This window comes from Bradyrhizobium sp. AUGA SZCCT0105 (genome assembly GCF_018129565.1).
Lineage (GTDB): Bacteria > Pseudomonadota > Alphaproteobacteria > Rhizobiales > Xanthobacteraceae > Bradyrhizobium.
This window is the reverse complement of the sequence record NZ_JAFCMK010000004.1, coordinates 129,643-147,625: the sequence shown is the minus strand read 5'-3', so window position 1 is coordinate 147,625 and position 17,983 is coordinate 129,643. Positions and strand designations below refer to the sequence as shown.

At 64.5% G+C, this 17,983-nt stretch carries 17 protein-coding genes; 4 read left to right on the top strand and 13 right to left on the bottom strand.

Going from position 1 to position 17,983, the window contains the following annotated elements; all coding sequences use genetic code 11:
• Window positions 1–10 precede the first annotated feature (10 nt).
• Window positions 11–931 (top strand): LysR family transcriptional regulator, encoded by a 921-nt coding sequence (locus JQ573_RS20315; protein WP_212408725.1) that lies wholly within the window; start codon window positions 11–13, stop codon window positions 929–931.
• 27 nt (window positions 932–958) lie between these two features.
• Here JQ573_RS20315 and JQ573_RS20310 read toward each other — a convergent pair whose 3' ends face one another.
• The 12 genes from JQ573_RS20310 to JQ573_RS20255 form a co-directional block, all read right to left on the bottom strand.
• Window positions 959–1,858, bottom strand: a complete 900-nt coding sequence (locus JQ573_RS20310) for a triacylglycerol lipase (RefSeq protein WP_249132042.1) — start codon at window positions 1,856–1,858, stop codon at window positions 959–961.
• On the bottom strand, window positions 1,804–2,601 hold the full coding sequence (locus JQ573_RS20305; protein ID WP_212316697.1) for an SDR family oxidoreductase: 798 nt from the start codon (window positions 2,599–2,601) through the stop codon (window positions 1,804–1,806). The genes JQ573_RS20310 and JQ573_RS20305 overlap by 55 nt, the downstream gene beginning before the upstream one ends.
• Window positions 2,592–2,909 (bottom strand): hypothetical protein, encoded by a 318-nt coding sequence (locus JQ573_RS20300; RefSeq protein WP_212316695.1) that lies wholly within the window; start codon window positions 2,907–2,909, stop codon window positions 2,592–2,594. The genes JQ573_RS20305 and JQ573_RS20300 overlap by 10 nt, the downstream gene beginning before the upstream one ends.
• Entirely contained in the window at window positions 2,909–3,505 is a 597-nt protein-coding gene (locus tag JQ573_RS20295; RefSeq protein ID WP_212316693.1) for an adenylate kinase, read from the bottom strand. The genes JQ573_RS20300 and JQ573_RS20295 overlap by 1 nt, the downstream gene beginning before the upstream one ends.
• A gap of 94 nt (window positions 3,506–3,599) precedes the next feature.
• Entirely contained in the window at window positions 3,600–4,931 is a 1,332-nt protein-coding gene (locus tag JQ573_RS20290) for an MFS transporter (protein WP_212316691.1), read from the bottom strand.
• 99 nt (window positions 4,932–5,030) lie between these two features.
• Window positions 5,031–6,584 (bottom strand): wax ester/triacylglycerol synthase family O-acyltransferase, encoded by a 1,554-nt coding sequence (locus JQ573_RS20285; protein ID WP_212316689.1) that lies wholly within the window; start codon window positions 6,582–6,584, stop codon window positions 5,031–5,033.
• A gap of 136 nt (window positions 6,585–6,720) precedes the next feature.
• Complete coding sequence (locus JQ573_RS20280; RefSeq protein WP_212316687.1) at window positions 6,721–8,430, bottom strand: long-chain fatty acid--CoA ligase; 1,710 nt, start codon at window positions 8,428–8,430, stop codon at window positions 6,721–6,723.
• 31 nt (window positions 8,431–8,461) lie between these two features.
• The gene (locus JQ573_RS20275) at window positions 8,462–9,229 is read right to left on the bottom strand and encodes an SDR family oxidoreductase (RefSeq protein WP_212316685.1); all 768 of its coding nucleotides are present in this window, start codon (window positions 9,227–9,229) and stop codon (window positions 8,462–8,464) included.
• A 38-nt stretch (window positions 9,230–9,267) separates the two neighbouring features.
• The gene (phaP, locus tag JQ573_RS20270; protein WP_229170135.1) at window positions 9,268–9,708 is read right to left on the bottom strand and encodes a phasin family protein; all 441 of its coding nucleotides are present in this window, start codon (window positions 9,706–9,708) and stop codon (window positions 9,268–9,270) included.
• A gap of 60 nt (window positions 9,709–9,768) precedes the next feature.
• The gene (locus JQ573_RS20265; RefSeq protein WP_212316683.1) at window positions 9,769–10,578 is read right to left on the bottom strand and encodes a triacylglycerol lipase; all 810 of its coding nucleotides are present in this window, start codon (window positions 10,576–10,578) and stop codon (window positions 9,769–9,771) included.
• 181 nt (window positions 10,579–10,759) lie between these two features.
• Window positions 10,760–11,842 carry an AraC family transcriptional regulator gene (locus JQ573_RS20260; protein ID WP_312011547.1) on the bottom strand — a complete coding sequence of 361 codons (1,083 nt, stop codon included), beginning with the start codon at window positions 11,840–11,842 and terminating at the stop codon, window positions 10,760–10,762.
• Between the two features lie 293 nt (window positions 11,843–12,135).
• A complete protein-coding gene (locus JQ573_RS20255) occupies window positions 12,136–13,419 on the bottom strand; it encodes an AraC family transcriptional regulator (RefSeq protein ID WP_312011546.1) in 1,284 nt (427 codons plus the stop codon).
• A 52-nt stretch (window positions 13,420–13,471) separates the two neighbouring features.
• Here JQ573_RS20255 and JQ573_RS20250 point away from each other — a divergent pair, with 52 nt between their 5' ends.
• From JQ573_RS20250 to JQ573_RS20240, 3 genes are all read left to right on the top strand, one after another.
• Window positions 13,472–14,230, top strand: a complete 759-nt coding sequence (locus JQ573_RS20250) for an acetoacetate decarboxylase (RefSeq protein WP_212316681.1) — start codon at window positions 13,472–13,474, stop codon at window positions 14,228–14,230.
• A 21-nt stretch (window positions 14,231–14,251) separates the two neighbouring features.
• Complete coding sequence (locus JQ573_RS20245) at window positions 14,252–15,226, top strand: 3-hydroxyacyl-CoA dehydrogenase NAD-binding domain-containing protein (RefSeq protein WP_212316679.1); 975 nt, start codon at window positions 14,252–14,254, stop codon at window positions 15,224–15,226.
• Between the two features lie 109 nt (window positions 15,227–15,335).
• Window positions 15,336–16,535: a CaiB/BaiF CoA-transferase family protein gene (locus JQ573_RS20240; RefSeq protein WP_212316677.1), complete on the top strand. Its 1,200-nt coding sequence runs from the start codon at window positions 15,336–15,338 to the stop codon at window positions 16,533–16,535.
• Between the two features lie 337 nt (window positions 16,536–16,872).
• Here the strand turns inward: JQ573_RS20240 and JQ573_RS20235 are convergent, their stop codons facing one another.
• On the bottom strand, window positions 16,873–17,946 hold the full coding sequence (locus JQ573_RS20235; protein ID WP_212316675.1) for an AraC family transcriptional regulator: 1,074 nt from the start codon (window positions 17,944–17,946) through the stop codon (window positions 16,873–16,875).
• Between the last annotated feature and the right edge of the window lie 37 nt (window positions 17,947–17,983).

Sequence of the window (17,983 nt, the reverse complement as noted above, 5' to 3'; positions counted from 1 at the left end):
GACCATGCCGATGAGCGCCAAGCTGGAGCCGCGTCGACTGCACTATTTCATGGAGGTGCTCAATAGCGGCTCCGTGCGCGGCGCCGCCGGTGCGCTTGGCATGGATGCCTCGGCGGTCAGCCGGGCGCTCGGCCTGCTCGAGAAGGAGTATGGCGCGCGCCTGCTCGAACGGCGAGGCCGCGGCGTTGCGCCGACCGACGCCGGCCAGCTGCTGGCCGCCTACCTGCATCGCCAGCAGGGCGAACGACAGGCGCTGCTCGCGCAGATGGACAGCATCCGCAAGGTCGAGTCGGGTCATATCGATCTCGTGACGGGCGAAGGTTATGTCGACTGGCTGGCCAGGAGCTGCCTGTGCCGCTTCATGCAAACCCACCCGAAGATCACGATCAGCCTCGACATCGGGAGCACCGACGAGATCGTGCAGCAAGTCGTGGGAGAACGCGCACATATCGGTGTCCTGTTCAATCCGCCTCGCGACGATCGACTGCGCTCGCATCATTCGCAGCCGCATCCGATCAGGGCCGTAGTGCCGCACGGGCATCCGCTGACCCAGCTCGGTCGGCCGCTCAAGCTCGCCGACCTCGCACCCTACCCGGGAGCCGCAATGCATCCGAATTTCGGCCTGCGCCAGCATGTCCAGGCCGCTGAGATCAGCGAAGGCGTCCGCCTCAATTTCGCGTTTACGACTGCCTCGTTCGATGCGCTCGCCCATTACGTGACCGCCGGACTTGGCTATGCGTTGGCATCGCGCCTTGCGATGACGGAGGCCGACGCCGCCAAGGTGGTGGCGCTGCCGATGAAGAACGCGCTGCTGCATCGTGGCCGCACCCATGTGGTGTCGCGTCAGGGACGTATGTTGCCGCCCGCCGCGATGCAGCTGCTGCGGATGATGGTCGGCGAGATGCGAACACCGGGAAGCAGTGCGCGGTAGACTGAGACAGGCCGCGCCTTTGCGACCTCAATCGCGACGCGCCGCTGCCGGAAACCAGATCGCGACCTGCGGAGGCGGTCGAAACGGCTTCCAGCTGCCCGTCGGCTGGGCGAGGCGATCGGCAATCACCCACAGCGCCGGCGCGTGAAAGCCAAGCCCGATATGCGTCGTGTTCACTTCGACGTTTTCGCGCTCCCCACCCTCCTGCTCCAGGCAGGCGCGCCACGCCACCACACCATCGGTGCGGGTATAGATCGATGTTGTCGGCACCGGAATCGGTTGCGCGAGGCGACTGATCCGCTCGGCGGTCGGCGGCTCATATTTCTGGCCGGTCAGCAGCCGCCAGATCGCGCGGACATTGCTCGCACCCGGAGCCGCGAACGGACTGCCGAGCGTGATGACCATCCGCACCGCCGCGGGGATCTGCCGCGCAACCTCGCGCGCGATGATGCCGCCGCGGCTCCAGCCGACCAGGCTGACCTTCGAGCCGCCCTGCTTTTCGAGTTCGATGACCCGAGCCACCACGGCGGAGAGGTCCGCGTCCGGCGCGCGCACATTGCGGCCGCGGCCCCATCCATGAACCTGATAACCGAGGAACTCGAGAAACGAGCGTATCGCCAATGTCGACCGGTCATCGGCGCCCAACCCGGGCAGAACCATGACCGGATGCCGCTGTCCCCGCGGCGCAGTCGCCAGAAGCGGCGCCGCCACGGCAAGCAGCGCCGGGATGTCGAGAATGCCGCGCCCTTCCGCGGCAAGCAGCGCGAGCGAGGGTGGTTCGACGGTCTGCTCGTCACGTCCCATGAGTAACGTCCCTTGTTGATGCTCAAGAACAGCCCCGCAACCGTGCATCGCCCGGCGAGCACGAGACGTCAGTTCGGCGGCGCGGCCTTTCCGAACACCCCGCCGATGGCCCGCAACAGCCAACTCGGCTGGTACTTGATCCATTGGACCGCCAGCTCGTTGGCAAGTCCTGCGACATGCACCGGCTTTCCCGCCATGCAGGCGCGGTAGCCCTCCTGTGCGACGGTCTTCGCATCCATGATCATCATGCTCGGCATATTTCCGAGATTGGTGCCGTGGACCATCCCGGTGTCCGTCACGCCGGGACACAACGTCGTCAGCGTGATCTTGCTGCCGCTCAATTCCTGGGACAATGCCTCGCCGAACGACAGCACATAGGCCTTTGACGCGGCGTAGACCGCAAGGTTTGGCACCGGCATGAACGCCGCGACTGACGCAACATTCAGGATCCGTCCACTGTTGCCCTCGAGCATCGGCGCGAGGAAGAGACGAGTCAGTGCCGTCATGGCGACGACATTGACCTGCAGCAGCCGCAACTGGTCATCGAGGCCGATTGCGGCGACGCGTCCTTCGAGCAGAAGGCCGGCATTGTTCACCAAGAGGTCGACCCGGACGCCGGCATCCTTCAGCGAATCGTACACCGCCTGCGGCGCCGCCGGTTCGCTCAGATCGGCGGCAACGATGGTCACCTTGGTGCCATGATCGGCCTTGAGCTCGCGGGCAAGCTCCTGCAGCTTGTCGCGGCTGCGCGCCAATAGCACGAGGCTGAAGCGATTGGCCGCGAGCACGCGTGCGAGCTCGAGCCCAATGCCGCCCGATGCGCCGGTCACCAGCGCGCATTGACCTTCATTTCCGCTCACCGACATGAGGCGCCTCCCTTCGCTGCCAGAACGGTTCTGCGCAATCCACGGACGGCGCGCGCAACAAGCCGCCGCCGCGCCAGACGACGTTCGTCGCGCCGCGCCAGCTCGGCAGGCGTGCCGGCGCACTTCCGGTCGGCAGCATGTGTGCGGGAGAACCGTTCGATCGCGCGCAGCAACGCCTGGGCCTGCTCGAATTGACCGGCCGTTTCCTTCACCTCGCCAAGCGATTTGCGCAACGGCTCCAGCACCTCGATCCGGTCGACATGGCCCGACAGCCGGGCCTGCGGATCGCGATTTTGCGTCGCCGGCATCACGTCACCGAACGATCTTGGCCGATCGCCCTGACGACGTCGAGGGCGACGGCCTCGACCGGCTGCAGTCCGTCGACGGTTCTGAGGATGTTCCGCGATCGATAGTAGTCGACCAGCGGCGCGGTCTGCTCGTTGTAGGCGTCGATACGCAGCTTGAGCGTTTCGTGATTGTCGTCGGCGCGCACCGCGCCGCCCTGCTCTCGCGCTTCACGGGCCCGCGCCTCGATCCGGTCCAGCAACACCGCCTCGTCGGCCTGGAGCTCAACGACATGGTCGATCGCAAGACCTTCGGTATCGAGCAGATCATCGAATCTGACCGCCTGCGCCATCGTCCGCGGGAAGCCGTCGAGCACAAAGCCACGCTCGGCATCCGCTTGCGAGATGCGTTCGATCACCGCGGCGATCACGAGCTGATCCGGAACCAGCCCACCACTCACCATGATATCCCTGACCTTCCGTCCGATGCCGGTGTCCGCGTCGACCGCAGCACGCAGCATGTCGCCTGTCGAAAGGTGCGGTATGTCGTACGCCTCGACCAGGCGCCTCGCCTGCGTTCCCTTGCCCGCACCAGGCGGCCCCAGCAGAACGATCCTCATCGCATGTGTCCCGATATTCGCTTGATCACCGGCAGCTTTCCGACGGACCGTCGGGCGACCCGGCTCCGTACGGGCCGGGCCGCTCGAATTGTCCTCACGCCATCGCCAGCCGCGCACTGGGAGCAGGCCGCATCGACAGCAGCAACAGCAATCCCGACAACACGTAGAGCGCCATCACGAAGTACATGCTGTAGATGTTGTCGCCGGTGCCTCGCACGATCAGTCCATTGATCGAAGGGCTGATCGCCGGGCCGAGGTTGCCGAGACTGCTGATCAGCGCAAGCCCTCCGGCGGCGGCGCCGGTGGAAAGATATTCGCTGGTCAGCGCGAAGAACAGCGGCGTTGCCGACGCAATTCCGATCACCGCAAAGGACAGCGCAAGGATTGATCCGACGAGGTTGCCTTGCAGCATCGTGGTGATGAACAGGCCGAAAGCGGCGATCGCGACGCAGGCGGCATAGTGCCAGCGACGCTCGTGCCACTTGTCGGAGTGACGGCCGATCAGGATCATGCCAATGACGCCGGCGGCATTCGGGATCGCGGCATAGACGCCGACAAGGAACAGATCCTTGACACCCCAACTCTGGATCAGGGTCGGCATCCAGAACACCATCGTGTAGGTCGCGCCGAGCAGGAGCAGATAGACGAACGATAGCACGTAGACCTTGGGATCCTTCAGCATCTGCCCGAACGTTCCCGAGGGCTCGCTCTCGATGTCCTTCTCATCGTGCTGGAAGGTGTCTTCGAGCAGGGCTTTCTCGTCCTTCGAGAGCCACGCGGCCTGCGCGGGCTTGTCCTCGAGCAAGACGTAAACCAGGATGCCAAGAATCAACGCCGGCAGACCCTGGACGAGGAACAGCCACTGCCAGCCATGAAGGCCGCCGGCACCGTCGAGGTACTTCAGGATCGAGCCGCACAGCGGACCGGCGATCACAGACACGATCGTCGTCGCCGACATGAAGGTGGCGATCACCTGCCCGCGCCGCGCCGACGGATACCAATAGGTGAAGTACAGGATCACGCCGGGAAAGAAGCCGGCTTCGAACACACCGAGCAGGAACCGGACGAGATAGAACTGGAACGGTGTTGACACAAACATCATGGCGGCGGCCGCGAGCCCCCACAGCACCATGATGCGCAGCAGGGTCTTGCGCGCGCCGATCCGCTCCAGGAGCAGGTTGCTCGGCACCTCGAACAGGAAATATCCGATGAAGAAGATGCCTGCGCCGAGACCGTAGACCGCATCGTCGAATGGCAGCGTCTGCTTCATCTGCAGCTGCGCGTAGCCGATATTGATGCGGTCGAGATAGGCGATCATATAGGCGATCAACAAAAGCGGAATCAGGCGCCAATCGATCTTCGAGAACAGGGATTTGTGCGCCGGACTTTCCAGTACCGACAGAGATCCCTTTGCGGGTGGGTGCATCCTGGTGTCCTCCAAATGTTCTTTTGATTCCGACGCCGAGCGGGAGACCGCGGTGGCGTCCCCAGTTCCGGCGGTGTGACGCGTTGACGCCCCGGGCGCCTAGCTGGCCCGGCTCGCCTTGTCGTTTGCGGCAGCGGGCGGCACCTCGTCGGTCTGGATGACCGTCACCGACGCCGCGGCCGCCGATGCCGCCTTCGGTTGAGCCGTAGCCTGCGTCGTCAACTCGACAATCTCGGCCTCGACCGGCGGCAGGGCTTCGATCGCGCGCAAGGCCGCCCGGAGATGCTCGATCATCTCGTAGGACTCGTCCTGCGTGAGGACACGCCGGCATGCGGTCAGACCGAACTCAAGCAGGCCCGCATAGCTGTGCACCGTGATGTTCAGCGCGCTGCCGTGATAGGGGATCGAGACCGGGAAATAATGCACCATCCGTGCGCCGGCCATGTAGAGATTCTGCCCGGGTCCCGGCACATTGGAGATCAGCACGTTGCCCGCTGCCGGCATGCGGCTGGCGAGGTTGGAGCGCCCAAGCAGCGAGGCGAGCCCGGTCATCAGCCACGGCGAACCCGTGATCGGCACATCGACACCGAGCACCGGCTTGAGTTCGCGCACGACCGCCTTCGCCGCCTCGGATGACGCATGGATCGCCTTAAAGCGGGTCGGCAGGTCATCGATATCGGTCGCCAGGTCGACGCGTACCGCCGAAACCTGGTTGTTCATCGCCTTGTCGCCTTCGGCACGCAGGCTAACCGGCACCATCGCGATCAGGGCCTCCTTGGGCAGCAGGCCACGCTCGGCGAGGAAGCGTTGCAGCGCGATGCTGCACATCGCCATGACGATGGTGTTGACGGTGCCGCCGACACGCCTGCCCAGAACCTTGATGTCGGCAAGCGGCAACGACATCGTGCTGTAGGAGCGCTGATTGGTGATGGAGTCGTTGAACACCGTCTTCGGGGCCAACCCGAGGCTGAGCGAACGCTCCCCCTTTTGCGACCGCTGGCTGGCCACCACGCTCGCGGCCGTGCCGAGCGCCTTGGCCGCCGTCGGCAGGAGCTCCGCGAGCTTGCGATATTGCTGGGCCGCGTTGTTGGCCGCCGCCTGCAATAGCTCGGTCACGCCGAGCTGGTATTGCACGGCGGCGCGCTTGCGCCGTGGCGGCGGCACCTCGCGCATCTTGGGCGAGACGTCATAGAGCACCTTGGCGAGTTCGACACCGGCCTTGCCGTCGACGCCGCTGTGATGCGCCTTGGTGTAGAACGCGACCTGGCCGTTCTCGAGGCCATCGATGACATACATCTCCCACAGCGGACGGCTGCGGTCGAGCAGCGAGGCGTGCAACCGCGCAACGAGTTGCTCGAGCTGCGCCATGGTGCCCGGCCGCCGCAAGGTGACGGTCCGCACATGATAATCGAGCTCGATGTCATCATCCTCGATCCAGACCGGCTCTGCGAGCTGGAACGGCATCTGCGCCAGCTTGCGGTTCAGCAATCCCGAGAGATGGAGACGCTTGCCGAGCATCTCCTTGACATCCTCGTAGTAGTCGCCCTGATAGCCCTCGGGGAGATCGAAGATCATCAGGCTGCCGACATGCATCGGCGTCTCCGGCGTTTCGAGATGCAGGAACGACGCATCCATGCTGCTGAGTTGATCCATTCTTCCCTCCCATGACGTTGTGACGGCGACCGCCGTCTTGATGACCGTACGCCGATATCTCGCGCGTCACGGTCATTGCATTGCGGTCGGGCTTGATACCTCTCCGCCGCTGCCGATCCGGTTCGCGCAGGCGCTCTCAGGCCCGCGCCCGGGCCGCGCGCTCTTCCTCGTCGTACAGCTCCTTCTTCGAAAGCTTGCCGACCGCGGTCTTCGGCAGTTCGGCGCGAATATCGAGCGCCTGCACCATCTCGTGCTTGCCGAGCTTGTCCTTCAGGAACGCCTGCAGCTCCTCGAGCTTGAACGGCTTGGCATCCGCCTTCAGCTTGATGAACGCCTTCGGCGACTGGCCGCGATACTCGTCGCGGATGCCGATCACGGCGACCTCCTCGACCGCCGGATATTTGTAGATCGCCTCTTCGAGGACACGCGGATACACGTTGAATCCGCTGCACAGGAGCATGTCCTTGGTGCGGTCCACGATGAAGATGAAGCCATCCTCATCCATGTAGCCAACGTCGCCCGTGCGCAGGTAGCCGTCTGCGGTCGTCACCTCGGCAGTGGCGTCCGGCTTGTTCCAGTAGCCCTTCATGACATTCGGGCCCTTGATGCAGATCTCGCCGCGCTCGCCGAGCGGAACGTATCCGCTGCTGTCGTCGACGTTGAGGAACTTGATGACGATGCCGGGCATCGGCATGCCGCAGGAGCCGGCCTTGCGCATGGCGCCATGCTGCGCCGGCGTGTAGGTGCCGCTCGGCGAGGTCTCGGTCATGCCCCAGCCTTCACTCAAATTGCAGCCCGTGATCGAGGCGAATTGCTGCGCCACCTCGAGCGGCAACGGCGCGCCGCCGGATCCGCAGTATTTCAACGCGCGTAGGCTGTGCTTCGGCGTCTCCGGATGGTTGATCAGCGCGGTGAACATGGTCGGGACCCCGCAGAACACGCTGACCGACTTCGTCGAGATTTCCTCGAGTGCCGCTTTCGGATCGAAACGGACGTGCTGGATGATCTCCGCGCCCATCAAGACGCCGAACAGTACATTCACGGAAAGCGCGTAGATGTGGAACGGTGGCAAGACGGCCAGGAAGCGCTCTTGCCCATCGACCAGCACCGGCGGCGAGCCGGCCGTGGTCGCCCGGTACTGCTGGCACGCGCTGGTCAGGTTGGCGTGGGTGAGCATCGCCCCCTTGGGCAACCCTGTCGTGCCGCCGGTGTATTGCAGCACGGCGATCGTCTCGCGCGGATCATCGATCGGATAGGCCCGGTAGGCTCCATCATTATGGGTCAGCTGGCCGAAGCTGATGTGATGGTCATCCCAGGCGACTTCGCTCAGCTGCTTGGCCGCCTTCATCTCGTTGACGACGGTGTCGGGGTCGGCCGTGATCTCGCCAAGCGAGCCGACCACCAGCTTCTTCAATCTCGTCTTGCCCAGCATCGCCGCCATCTGCGGATAGAGCGAAACCATGTCGAGCGTGATCAGGATATCGGTCTTGCTGTCCTCGATCTTGTGTTCGAGCACCATGGCGGCGTCCAGCGGCGAGTAATTGACCGCCGTGCCGCCTGCCTTGAGGATGCCGAAAAACGAGATGATGTAGTGCGGCGTGTTGGGCAGATAGAGACCGACATGAACGCCCGGCTTCACGCCGAGGAGCTGCAGGCCCTTGGCCACGCGATCGGTGAGCCGCCCGAGCTCGGCATAGCTGATCCGCTTGCCCATGAAATCGATCGCGGGACGATCCGGCCATTTGGCGACGGCATCGCCCAATATCTTCTGCACGGGTCCGGCAGCGATCTCGATGTCCCAGCGCACGCCGTCGGGATAGGATCGGATCCAGGGCATGTCGTTCATGAGATCTCTCTCCCTTCTATGGTCTCTCGGATCAGACGGCGGTCACGCCGCCGTCGACCGCAACGGTCTGGCCGGTGATGAATGCACAGGCATCGGAGGCGAGGAGCGCGGCGACGCCCTTGAGGTCTTCGGGGCCGCCCTCGCGATTCATCGGCGCCATATGCGCGGTCGCGCTCTGGTCGAGCTGCGCGGTCATCTTGGTCGGGAAATAACCCGGCGCGATCGCGTTGACGTTGATGCCGAGCGGCGCCCATTCATTGGCGAGCGTGCGGGTCAGGTTGACGACCGCGCCTTTGCTCGTGTTGTAGGCCAGCGTCGGCGTGCCTTCCGGATAGCAGCCGGTGAGGCCCTGGATCGACGCGATGTTGATCACCTTGCCGCTCCGCCGCGGCACCATGCAGCGGCGGCCGACCTCCTGGGTGGCGATGAAGATCGCGGTTACATTCAGGTTGATCACCTTGTTCCAGCCGTCGAGCGTATGCTCGATCGTGGCGGCACCCCAGGAAGTCCCGGCATTGTTGACGAGGATGTCGATCGGGCCCAGCGCGGCCACGACCTGCTCGATCATCGGCGCGATTGTCTCCAGCCTGCCCATGTCGCAAACCACCGGAAGCGCCTCGATGCCAAGCCCTTTGAGGTGAGCAGCTGCGGCATCAAGCTCATCCCGCTTGCGCGCCGTGATCGCGACCTTGGCGCCGAGTTCGCCCAACACCTCGGCGATCTGAAGACCGAGACCTCGCGATCCGCCCGTGACGAGCGCGACGCGACCCGTCAAGTCCTGCAACTTGGCCAGACTCATGGCTTTCCCCCGATGGTTGGCGCCTCACACGCGCAGCACTACTTCGGCTGCAACAGCTTCTGAAGGTTCGTAAGGTTCTCCTGCATGCGCTCCTGCATGACCATCCAGGCGTTGTTGCGCGCCTGCGCCTCCAGCTGCGACAGCTCGCGGAAATCCGCGACCGCCTTCTCGACCTGCTGCCTGGCGGTCTCCGTCTGCTTCGTCATGGCTTCACCGCTTGCGAAGCCCTTCATCGCCGCCTGCCACTGCGCGAGCGTCTCCTGCAGGATCTCGTTGCGCCGGCTGACCAGCGCCTGGATGCCTTCGTAGGCCTGCCGGTTCGCCTCCACCAACGCTTCCATGTCCTTGCGCTGCCACTCGACCAACGCGGCCATATCGAACCCGGGCAGCGCGAACTTCTCGGCCATTTTCTTCAGATCCCCGAGCCACGGCATCGCGCCCGTGCCACCTGCGTCGGATTGCCTGTCATCGGTCCCCATCGACGTCCTCCTTCTGGTGTTTGGCTAGCGGCGGCGAAACGCCGACCCGTGGGCTGCGCGTCAGGCCGTCGGCCAGCGCGACCGAAACAGGGCGACGCTGTCATCGGCCCGATCCGGATCGGGGTAGACCATGCCGCGGAGACCGCTGCGGTCGAATGGCGACCATTCTTCCTCCCCGAGCGCGAGGCGGTCCGCGATCGCATAGAGCGCGGCCGGATTGTGTCCGAGCCCGCAATGACTGCCTTCGACCTCGATGTTCTGCGTCCGGTCGGCATGCTGCTCGCGGCAACCCCACCACGAGACGATGCCGTCGGTGCGTGAGTAGATCGCCGTGCTCGGTACCGGCGGCGGCAACTTCATCATGTCCCTGTCGGGCCAGTCATCGACCTGGCGCTCGCTCAGGATCTCGTAGAGACGCCAGGCATTGCTTGCCTTCGGCTCGTTGGCGAACGGGCTGCCGAGCGTGATCACCTGGCGGACCAGATCGGGTGCGCGCCGTGCAATCTCGCGGGCAAAGACGCCGCCAAGGCTCCAGCCGATCAGGCTGACCTTGCGCTTGTATCGCTCGGCGAGCTCGGCCAGCCTTGCGTCCATGGCGGCCTCGACACCGGGACGCGGTCCGCGATTGGGTCCAAGCTTCCAGCCATGTACCGCGTAGCCTTGCGCCTTCAGGTAGGCGCGCAACGGTCGCGTCGAGATATCGCTGGCCGAGAGCCCCGGCAATACGAGGACCGGATGTCCGTCGCCGCGCGGCGCGCGGCGAAGCAGCGGGTAGCTTGCGAAGAACGCCTGCAGCTCCCATATCCCACGCACCTCGAGCGCGAGCAGCAATTGCGACGGCGGCGCAGAGCGGTCGACGACCGTTTTCATGTCAGAATGTCCCCTCCCGGATCACGCAGCGCGTCCCGCACGACCCGACATTGTATGATGGCTGCCTCGCTTCGCGACCGGCTCCGTGCGGACCCGGTCGCGCAACCGCGCATCCTCTTGGTCTCAAAACGCTATCGAGCAGGTCAGACCCGTAAAAGGTGCAATTGGCCCGCTTGACCGGTTAGTTTGGGACATCCGCCAATAAATCTTGCGCCCCTGCTACCATGCGCGATGCCCGGCGATCTCGAAAGTCCGAAGGGCTCTTGCCGGTCCAGCGGACAAAAGCGTGGCGGAAGTTGGCCGCGTCGCTGTAGTCGAGCCGCGCGGCGATCTCGTCATTGGTCATTTGCGTGTTGCGCAGATAGCCGACGGCGAGCTGCATACGGACCTCGGAGACGATCTGCCGGTAGGTTTTCCGCTGCAGCTGTAGCCTGCGGCGGAACGTCCGCGGATGAATCGCAAGCTCCGCCGCCATTGTCTCGATGCTCGGGAAGCGGCCGGGATGCTCGACGAGCCGTCGCCGGATGTCGGCGGCGAGGCCATCGTCCCGCGCGACATGATCGAAAAGCTGATCATAGAATCGGCCTGCCATCGCCCTGGTCATCTCGTCGGGGCAGACCGCCGGACGGTCGATCCAGGCTGCGTCGAATTCCAGCGCGTTCTTGCACTGATCGAACTCGACCGGACACTGGAAGATGCGATCGTAGGTCCCGGCATGCGGCGGCGGCGCATAGGCCGCGCTCAGCTTCGAGAAACGGAACGAGCCGCCATAGACGTCACGGCTCAGCGTCTGATAGGTCGCAAAGGCGAATTCAAGCGCGAACCGATAGACGTCATCGGCCGGATCGCGTGAGAGCAGAGGCTCGAGCAGACAGCTCACCGTATCGTCCTTGCGGGCAAGGTCGATGTCGGCGACCGTTCCGAGGATGCGACCATATTTGGCCGCGAAGTCGATGACTTCGGCTCGGGTCCGGCTGCTCAACATGGCATAGCCATACATGCCGTAAGCCATGACATGCATTCGTTCTCCGGCGCGAAACGCGACCGACGGATCCCGCGACAGCCGCATCGCATTGCGAAAGACCGTCGCGACCTGCCGATAGGAGACGCGTACCGACGAATCCCTCAGGTCGGCACTCGTCAAATTGGTCCCGCCGAGCGCGCGTGACGCGGAGATCCCGTCCTCGGCCAGGACGTCCACCACCGCAGCGATTCGCTGCGGCGAATAGAGACACTGCAGGAGATTTGGTGACGGGTGATACACGAGCTTCCTCGTCCGCCTTGCGCGCCCGTTTCCGGTCCCGCAATCCGGGAGGGTAGTAAGCCGGACCAGGCAGCGGAAGGTTCGATTGGTCGCGTTTGGGGGTGAGTTCCGGACAAGACCGGCCAAAAGAAAGACCGCCGAGGGAGGGCGGTCCAGGTTGGGAGAACGCGATCGCGAGCGCAACCACGGCGCCGAGCTTACGCACGCTTCGGCCGCGCAAAAGGTTCGATTGAACCAATTTGCCGGTGAACTACGGACAGAGCCGGCGAAGCGCCGCTTGGATATCTCGGGGTCTAAAGACCCTCGTCGCCCCGGAACTCGGATGGATTCCTGCCGGTCCAGCGCGAAAAGGCGTGACGGAAGTTGGCCGCGTCGCTGTAGCCGAGGCGGCTCGCGATCTCCTCATTGGTCATGCGCGTCTTGCGCAGATACTCGATCGCGAGCCGCATGCGCACCTCCGCAAGCAGGCCGCGATATGAGGTTCCCTCCGCCTCGAGCCTGCGCCGCAGCGCGCGGGGATAGATGTCGAGCTGCTCGGCGATCGCCTCGATACTTGGATAACTGCCGGGCTGCTCGATCAGTATCCGGCGGATATCGGCAGCAACGCCGCCGGCGCGGTTCACCTCGCCGAGGATCTCCTCGCACATCTCCCGCGCCATGGCGTGGGTACGCGGATTTGCCAGCGCCCGCGGGCCGTCATTGCGTACGTATTCGTATCCACAATGATGCTGATTGAACAGCACCGGGCATCCGAAAAGGTCACGATACGCCGCTGTGGATGGCGGCGGTGCATAGTCGAGCAGCACGCGCGAGAACCCGAAGCCCTGACCGGAGCGGTCGCGAATGGTCGTCAGATGCGCGGCCAGTGCGAACTCCACCGCGAAGCGATGCACACTCTCGGTCGGATTCGGCCAGTGCATGGGCTGGAATGTCGCCACCACCGTCTCACCATCATAAGAGAGGCCGAAATCGCAGAACGGGCCCACCACGCGGATGTATCGCGCTGCGAAGTCGCGGGCCTCCGCATGCGTTGCACTGCTCAGCAGCGCGTATCCGTACATGCCATAGGCGGTAACATGCATTCGCGCTCCGGAGCGCAGCGCGATGGCGGGGTCCCTTGCCAGCCGCAGCGCATTGCGGATCACCGTGTCGAGCTGCCGATAGGATATTCGCGTCGTGTGGGACTCGAGCTGGCCGATCACAAGCCCGGTGCCATCGAGAACCTCAGATGGATCAATGCCCTGCTCGCGAAGCTCGGCCGCGATGGCCGCGATCGAATGCGGCGGGAATATTCGCTGCGCGAAGCTGGGCAGCATTCGGCTCGGCGATTGGCTTGCGTGCGAATCTTGCCTAGTCATTCCGATCGCATGTCCCTCGCATTCCGCGCGTTTCCGCTCCACGATTGATCTACCGCTCCAAACGTAAGCCCGATCACGCAGGCGACGCAATGATCGGGTACCCGCGCGCTGCACGCGCCGCATTCCGCGTCCGGAAGTCACCCGGTCGGCGGTCCAATCGCACCTTTCTCCGCCTCGCGAGATCGCTAGGCTCACGATGCCTTGCTCGACAACCGGCACCCAGCCGGAGGGCCCACACGGACCGCGGCAAGCGCGATCAAGGGAGGAGCGGATGCGACGGGAGGACATTCTCAAGCAGCTGACGACGCCAATCGGCGCCCCGGCATTTCCCCGCGGACCGTTTCGCTTCACCAACCGCGAATACCTCAACATCCTGTATCGCACCGACATCGAGGCGTTGCGCGCTGTCGTTCCCGAGCCGCTGGAGATCGACGATCCGCTGGTCCGCTGGGAGATCATGCGGATGCCCGACACCTCCGGTCTCGGCGACTACACCGAATGCGGCCAGGCCGTCCAGGTGCGCTTTGGCGACGAAAAGGGTGAGTACCTGCACGCGATGTACCTCGATAGCCTGCCGGCGCTGGCGTCCGGCCGCGAAATCAGCGGCTATCCCAAGGTGATCGGCAAGCCAAAGCTCTATGTCGATTCCGATACACTGGTCGGCACAATGGATTATGGCAGCCTGCGCGTGGCCACTGCGACGATGGGTTACAAGCACCGCGCGCTGGATCTCGAAAAGGCAAAGGCCGAGATCTGCGTACCGACCTTCATGCTGAAGATCCTGTGGACCTATGACAGTCCGAAGCCGGCGGGCGAGCCGCGCATCTGCGAGCTGCTGCGCTCCGAGATCACCGACATCACCGTCAAGGGCGCCTGGACCGGCCCGGCCCGGCTGGAGCTGTTCGCCCACGCGTTAGCCCCGATGGCCGATTTTCCGGTGCGCAAGATCGTCGCGTGCAGCCACATTATGACCGACTTGACGCTGTCCCGCGCCAAGCGCTGCCACAACTATCTCGATCAGCCGCGGTAAGCGGACACGTCGGAGCAAGCCATGCCATCATCCGCAGATCCCGCCGCGGCGCTCAACCGCTATCGCAATGTGTGCGTCATCGGGGCCGGAATCGTCGGCTCCTCCTGGGCAGCGCTGTTTCTCGCGCACGGGCTCAATGTCGTGATCAACGATCCGCAGCCCGGCATCGAGGCCACAACCAAGGACGCCCTGATCAAGATCGCGCCGACACTGCTGAAGCTCGGCCTGCCGCACGAGGGGTTGGAGCGCAACCTGCGCTTCGAGCCGGATCTCGCGCGCGCGGTCGCCGGCGCCGACCTCGTTCAGGAGAACGGCCCGGAGAAAACCGAATGGAAACAGCAGCTCTGGGCACGGATCGAGGCAGCGGTGCCGAGGCATGCGTTGCTGCTGTCCTCGAGCTCGGCGCGGCCGGCCACCGAGCAGGCGCGGGAGATGAAGGATGCCAGCCGGCTGCTCGTCGGCCATCCCTTCAATCCGCCGCATCTGATCCCGCTGGTCGAGGTCGTTCCCGGCGAGCAAACCGATCCGCAGGCGACCGCCGACGCCGTGGCGTTCTACGAGGCGCTCGGCAAGGTACCGCGCGTGCTCAAAAAGGAGATTCAGGGCTTTGTCGCCAACCGGCTGCAGCGCGCGATCATGCGCGAGGCCTGCTATCTCGTGCAGGAAGGTGTCGTGACGGTCGACGAGCTGGACGACATCGTCACCAGCTCGATCGGGTTGCGCTGGGCCGTGAACGGGCCGTTCAGCTCGTTCCACATGGGCGGCGGACCGAAGGGACTCGAATCGTTCTTCCAGCACCTCGGCAAGAACATGGCCGCGTCGTTCAAGGTGATTCCGCAGGTCGATCTCGACGATGCGCTACAGCGCAGGATCATCGATCAGGCTGCGGCATCGTTCGGCCGGACACCGATCCCGCGGATGGAACGCGAACGCGACGACACGCAGGTGGCGCTGTTGCACGTGCTGGCGGCACGCAACGGCAGGGATCGCACGTAGTCGGCTCGCCCTCAGGGCTGCGCGCGCTCGCAGACACAGGCGATCGAGATCTTTCGGAATCCAGACGCGCCTGGGGTGATCCTCGGGCATCAAGCGGAGACGGAAGCTCATGAGCATCTTCGAGGGATTGAAGGTCATCGACTGCGGCAGTTTCATCGCCGCGCCAACCGCCGCGACACTGCTGGGAGACTTCGGCGCCGACGTGATCAAGATCGAGCCGCCCGGCGCAGGCGACGCGTTCCGTCAGGTCCCGAAGCTGCCGGGCATGCCGAGATCTGACCAACCCTATGGCTGGCTGCTCGACAACCGCAACAAGCGCGGCCTTGCGCTCGATCTATCGAAGCCCGAAGGCCAGGCGGTGCTGCATCGCCTGGCCTCCACCGCGGATGTGTTCATCACCAATTATCCGCTCGCCGTCCGCAGGAAGCTGGCGATCAGCTACGAGCGGCTTGCCGCGGCGAATGATCGGCTGATCTACGCATCCTTCACCGGCTATGGCGAAACCGGCGACGAGGCGGGAAAGCCGGGCTTCGATGTCACTGCCTACTGGGCGCGTTCAGGCCTGATGGACATGGTGCGAAGCGACGCCAGCACGCCGCCGGCGCGGGCGCTCGCCGGCATGGGCGATCACCCGTCGGGCGTTTCGCTGTTCGCGGCCGTAGCGGTGGCGCTGTATCAGCGCGAGCGGACCGGCCGCGGCACCCAGGTCGGCTCCTCGCTGCTCGCCAACGGCGTCTGGTCGAACGGCATCATGGCGCAGGCGGCGCTGTGCGGGGCGACGTTCACGCCGCGGCCACCGCGCGAGAATCTGTTCAATGCGCTCGGCTGCTACTACCGCTGCCGCGACGGCCGCTGGCTGCTGCTCGCGATCGTCAATGAACAGCGCGACTTTCCGACCGTGGCGAAATGCCTGGGCCTCGACAACCTGCTCACTGATCCGCGCTTTGCCAAGCAGGCCGATCGCTTCGCCCGTTCCGCGGAACTGATCGCTCTGTTCGACGCGACATTCGCGACGCGGGACCGGGACGAATGGCGGGCGCGCCTCGATGAAGCAGGCGTCGTCTTCGAATGCGTTGCCGAGATGAGCGACCTGTGCGCCGACCGGCAAATGCTGGCAGCCGGCGTGCTGGTGCCGTTCGAGAACGACGAGATGCTGACCATCGACAGCCCGTTCTTCGTCGACGGTGCGACCAAGGTGAAGCCGCGCAAGGCGCCCGCGGTCGGCGAGCACAGCACACAGATCTTGCGCGAGGCCGGCTACGATGACGCAGCCATCGCCGGGATGCGCGAAAGCAAGATCCTGGCATGATACGCTGACCACGAGACGACGCCTGCCGCCTTCATCGCGCGCACGAGAAAGGCCGCGCCCTCGGGTGAGGAGCGCGGCCAGTCTCGAGGCGCCCGAACCGGGGGGCACCACAGCGGCGATGCGGCGCAGCTGAGGTTCGGAGGACGCCCCCGAGCAGAAACGATCAGCGCCCGACGTGTCCCCTACTCCTTGATCAGCCATCGCGCTTACTGTCGAAGGCCAATCTATGCATGGAGTCCGACCGCGAGGAGGTTCGACGAGGCCGGTTCGGAGGTGACTTATGGACGGCGCGGCGTAACGAACGGCCGGACGCGGCACCGTCCTGCCCGCACGGCCTTCACATCGGCGAAGAGACCCGGAAGTCGGATGGGCTCTTTCCGGTCCAGCGGATGAAGGCATGCCGGAAGTTGGCGGCGTCGCTATAGCCCAGCCGGTTCGCGATCTCCTCGTTGGTCATCGCGGTCTTGCGCAGATATTCGATCGCAAGCCGCGTCCGCACCTCGGCGAGCAGCTCACGATAGGATGTATCTTCCGCTTCGAGCCTCCGCCGCAGCGCGCGAGGATGCATCGAAAGCCTCTCGGCAATCGCCTCGATGTTCGGATACCTGCCGGGCTGCTCGATCAGCACCCGCCTGACATCGGCAGCGATCCCGCCCGCATGATTGACCTCGGACAACACCTGCTCGCACATCTCGCGCGCCATTCCGTGGGTGCGAGAATCCGCCAACGCCACCGGCCCGTCGGCCTGCGACAGCTGGTACCTGTACTCGTTGCCGCGCTGGCGAAACAAGACCGGGCAGTCAAAGATCACCTGGTAGGCGCGGGCATGCGCCGGTTCGCCATAGGCGAGGGAAATCTGCGAGAAGCGGAATGACTCGCCCGCCAGGTCCTTCATCGTTGTCAAATGCGACGAAAGGGCGAACTCGGCCGCAAAGCGATGCACGTCCTGCGTCGGATTCGGCCAATGCAACGGCTCGAACGCACAGACGACCGCCGCGCCGTCATACGAGTATTTCGCATCGCACAGCGGGCCAACGACCCGAAGGTATCGATTGGCGAAGGCGCGCGCATCGTCATAGGTCGCGCTGCTCAGCAACGCATATCCGTACATTCCGTGCGCCGTCACCCGCATGCGCTGTCCGGCATGGAGTGCAACGGTCGGTTCGTTCGACAGCCGCAATGCATTGCGAACCACGATGTCGATCTGCCGGTACGAGATACGCGTCGTGTGAGCTTCGAGCTGATCCTCGGTCAAGCCGGTGCCCGCCAGTGCCACTGACGATCGAACCTGTTGCCTGCCGAGCTCAGCGATGATGGCAGCAATCAACTGCGCCGAATACACATGCTGGTCGAAATCCGGCGGCAATTGACATTCCGGCACGGCGTCTCGCAGACGCCTTCCAGCGCTCATGGTCGTATTCCTCCCTAGGCTTGGAGTCTTGCTTAAA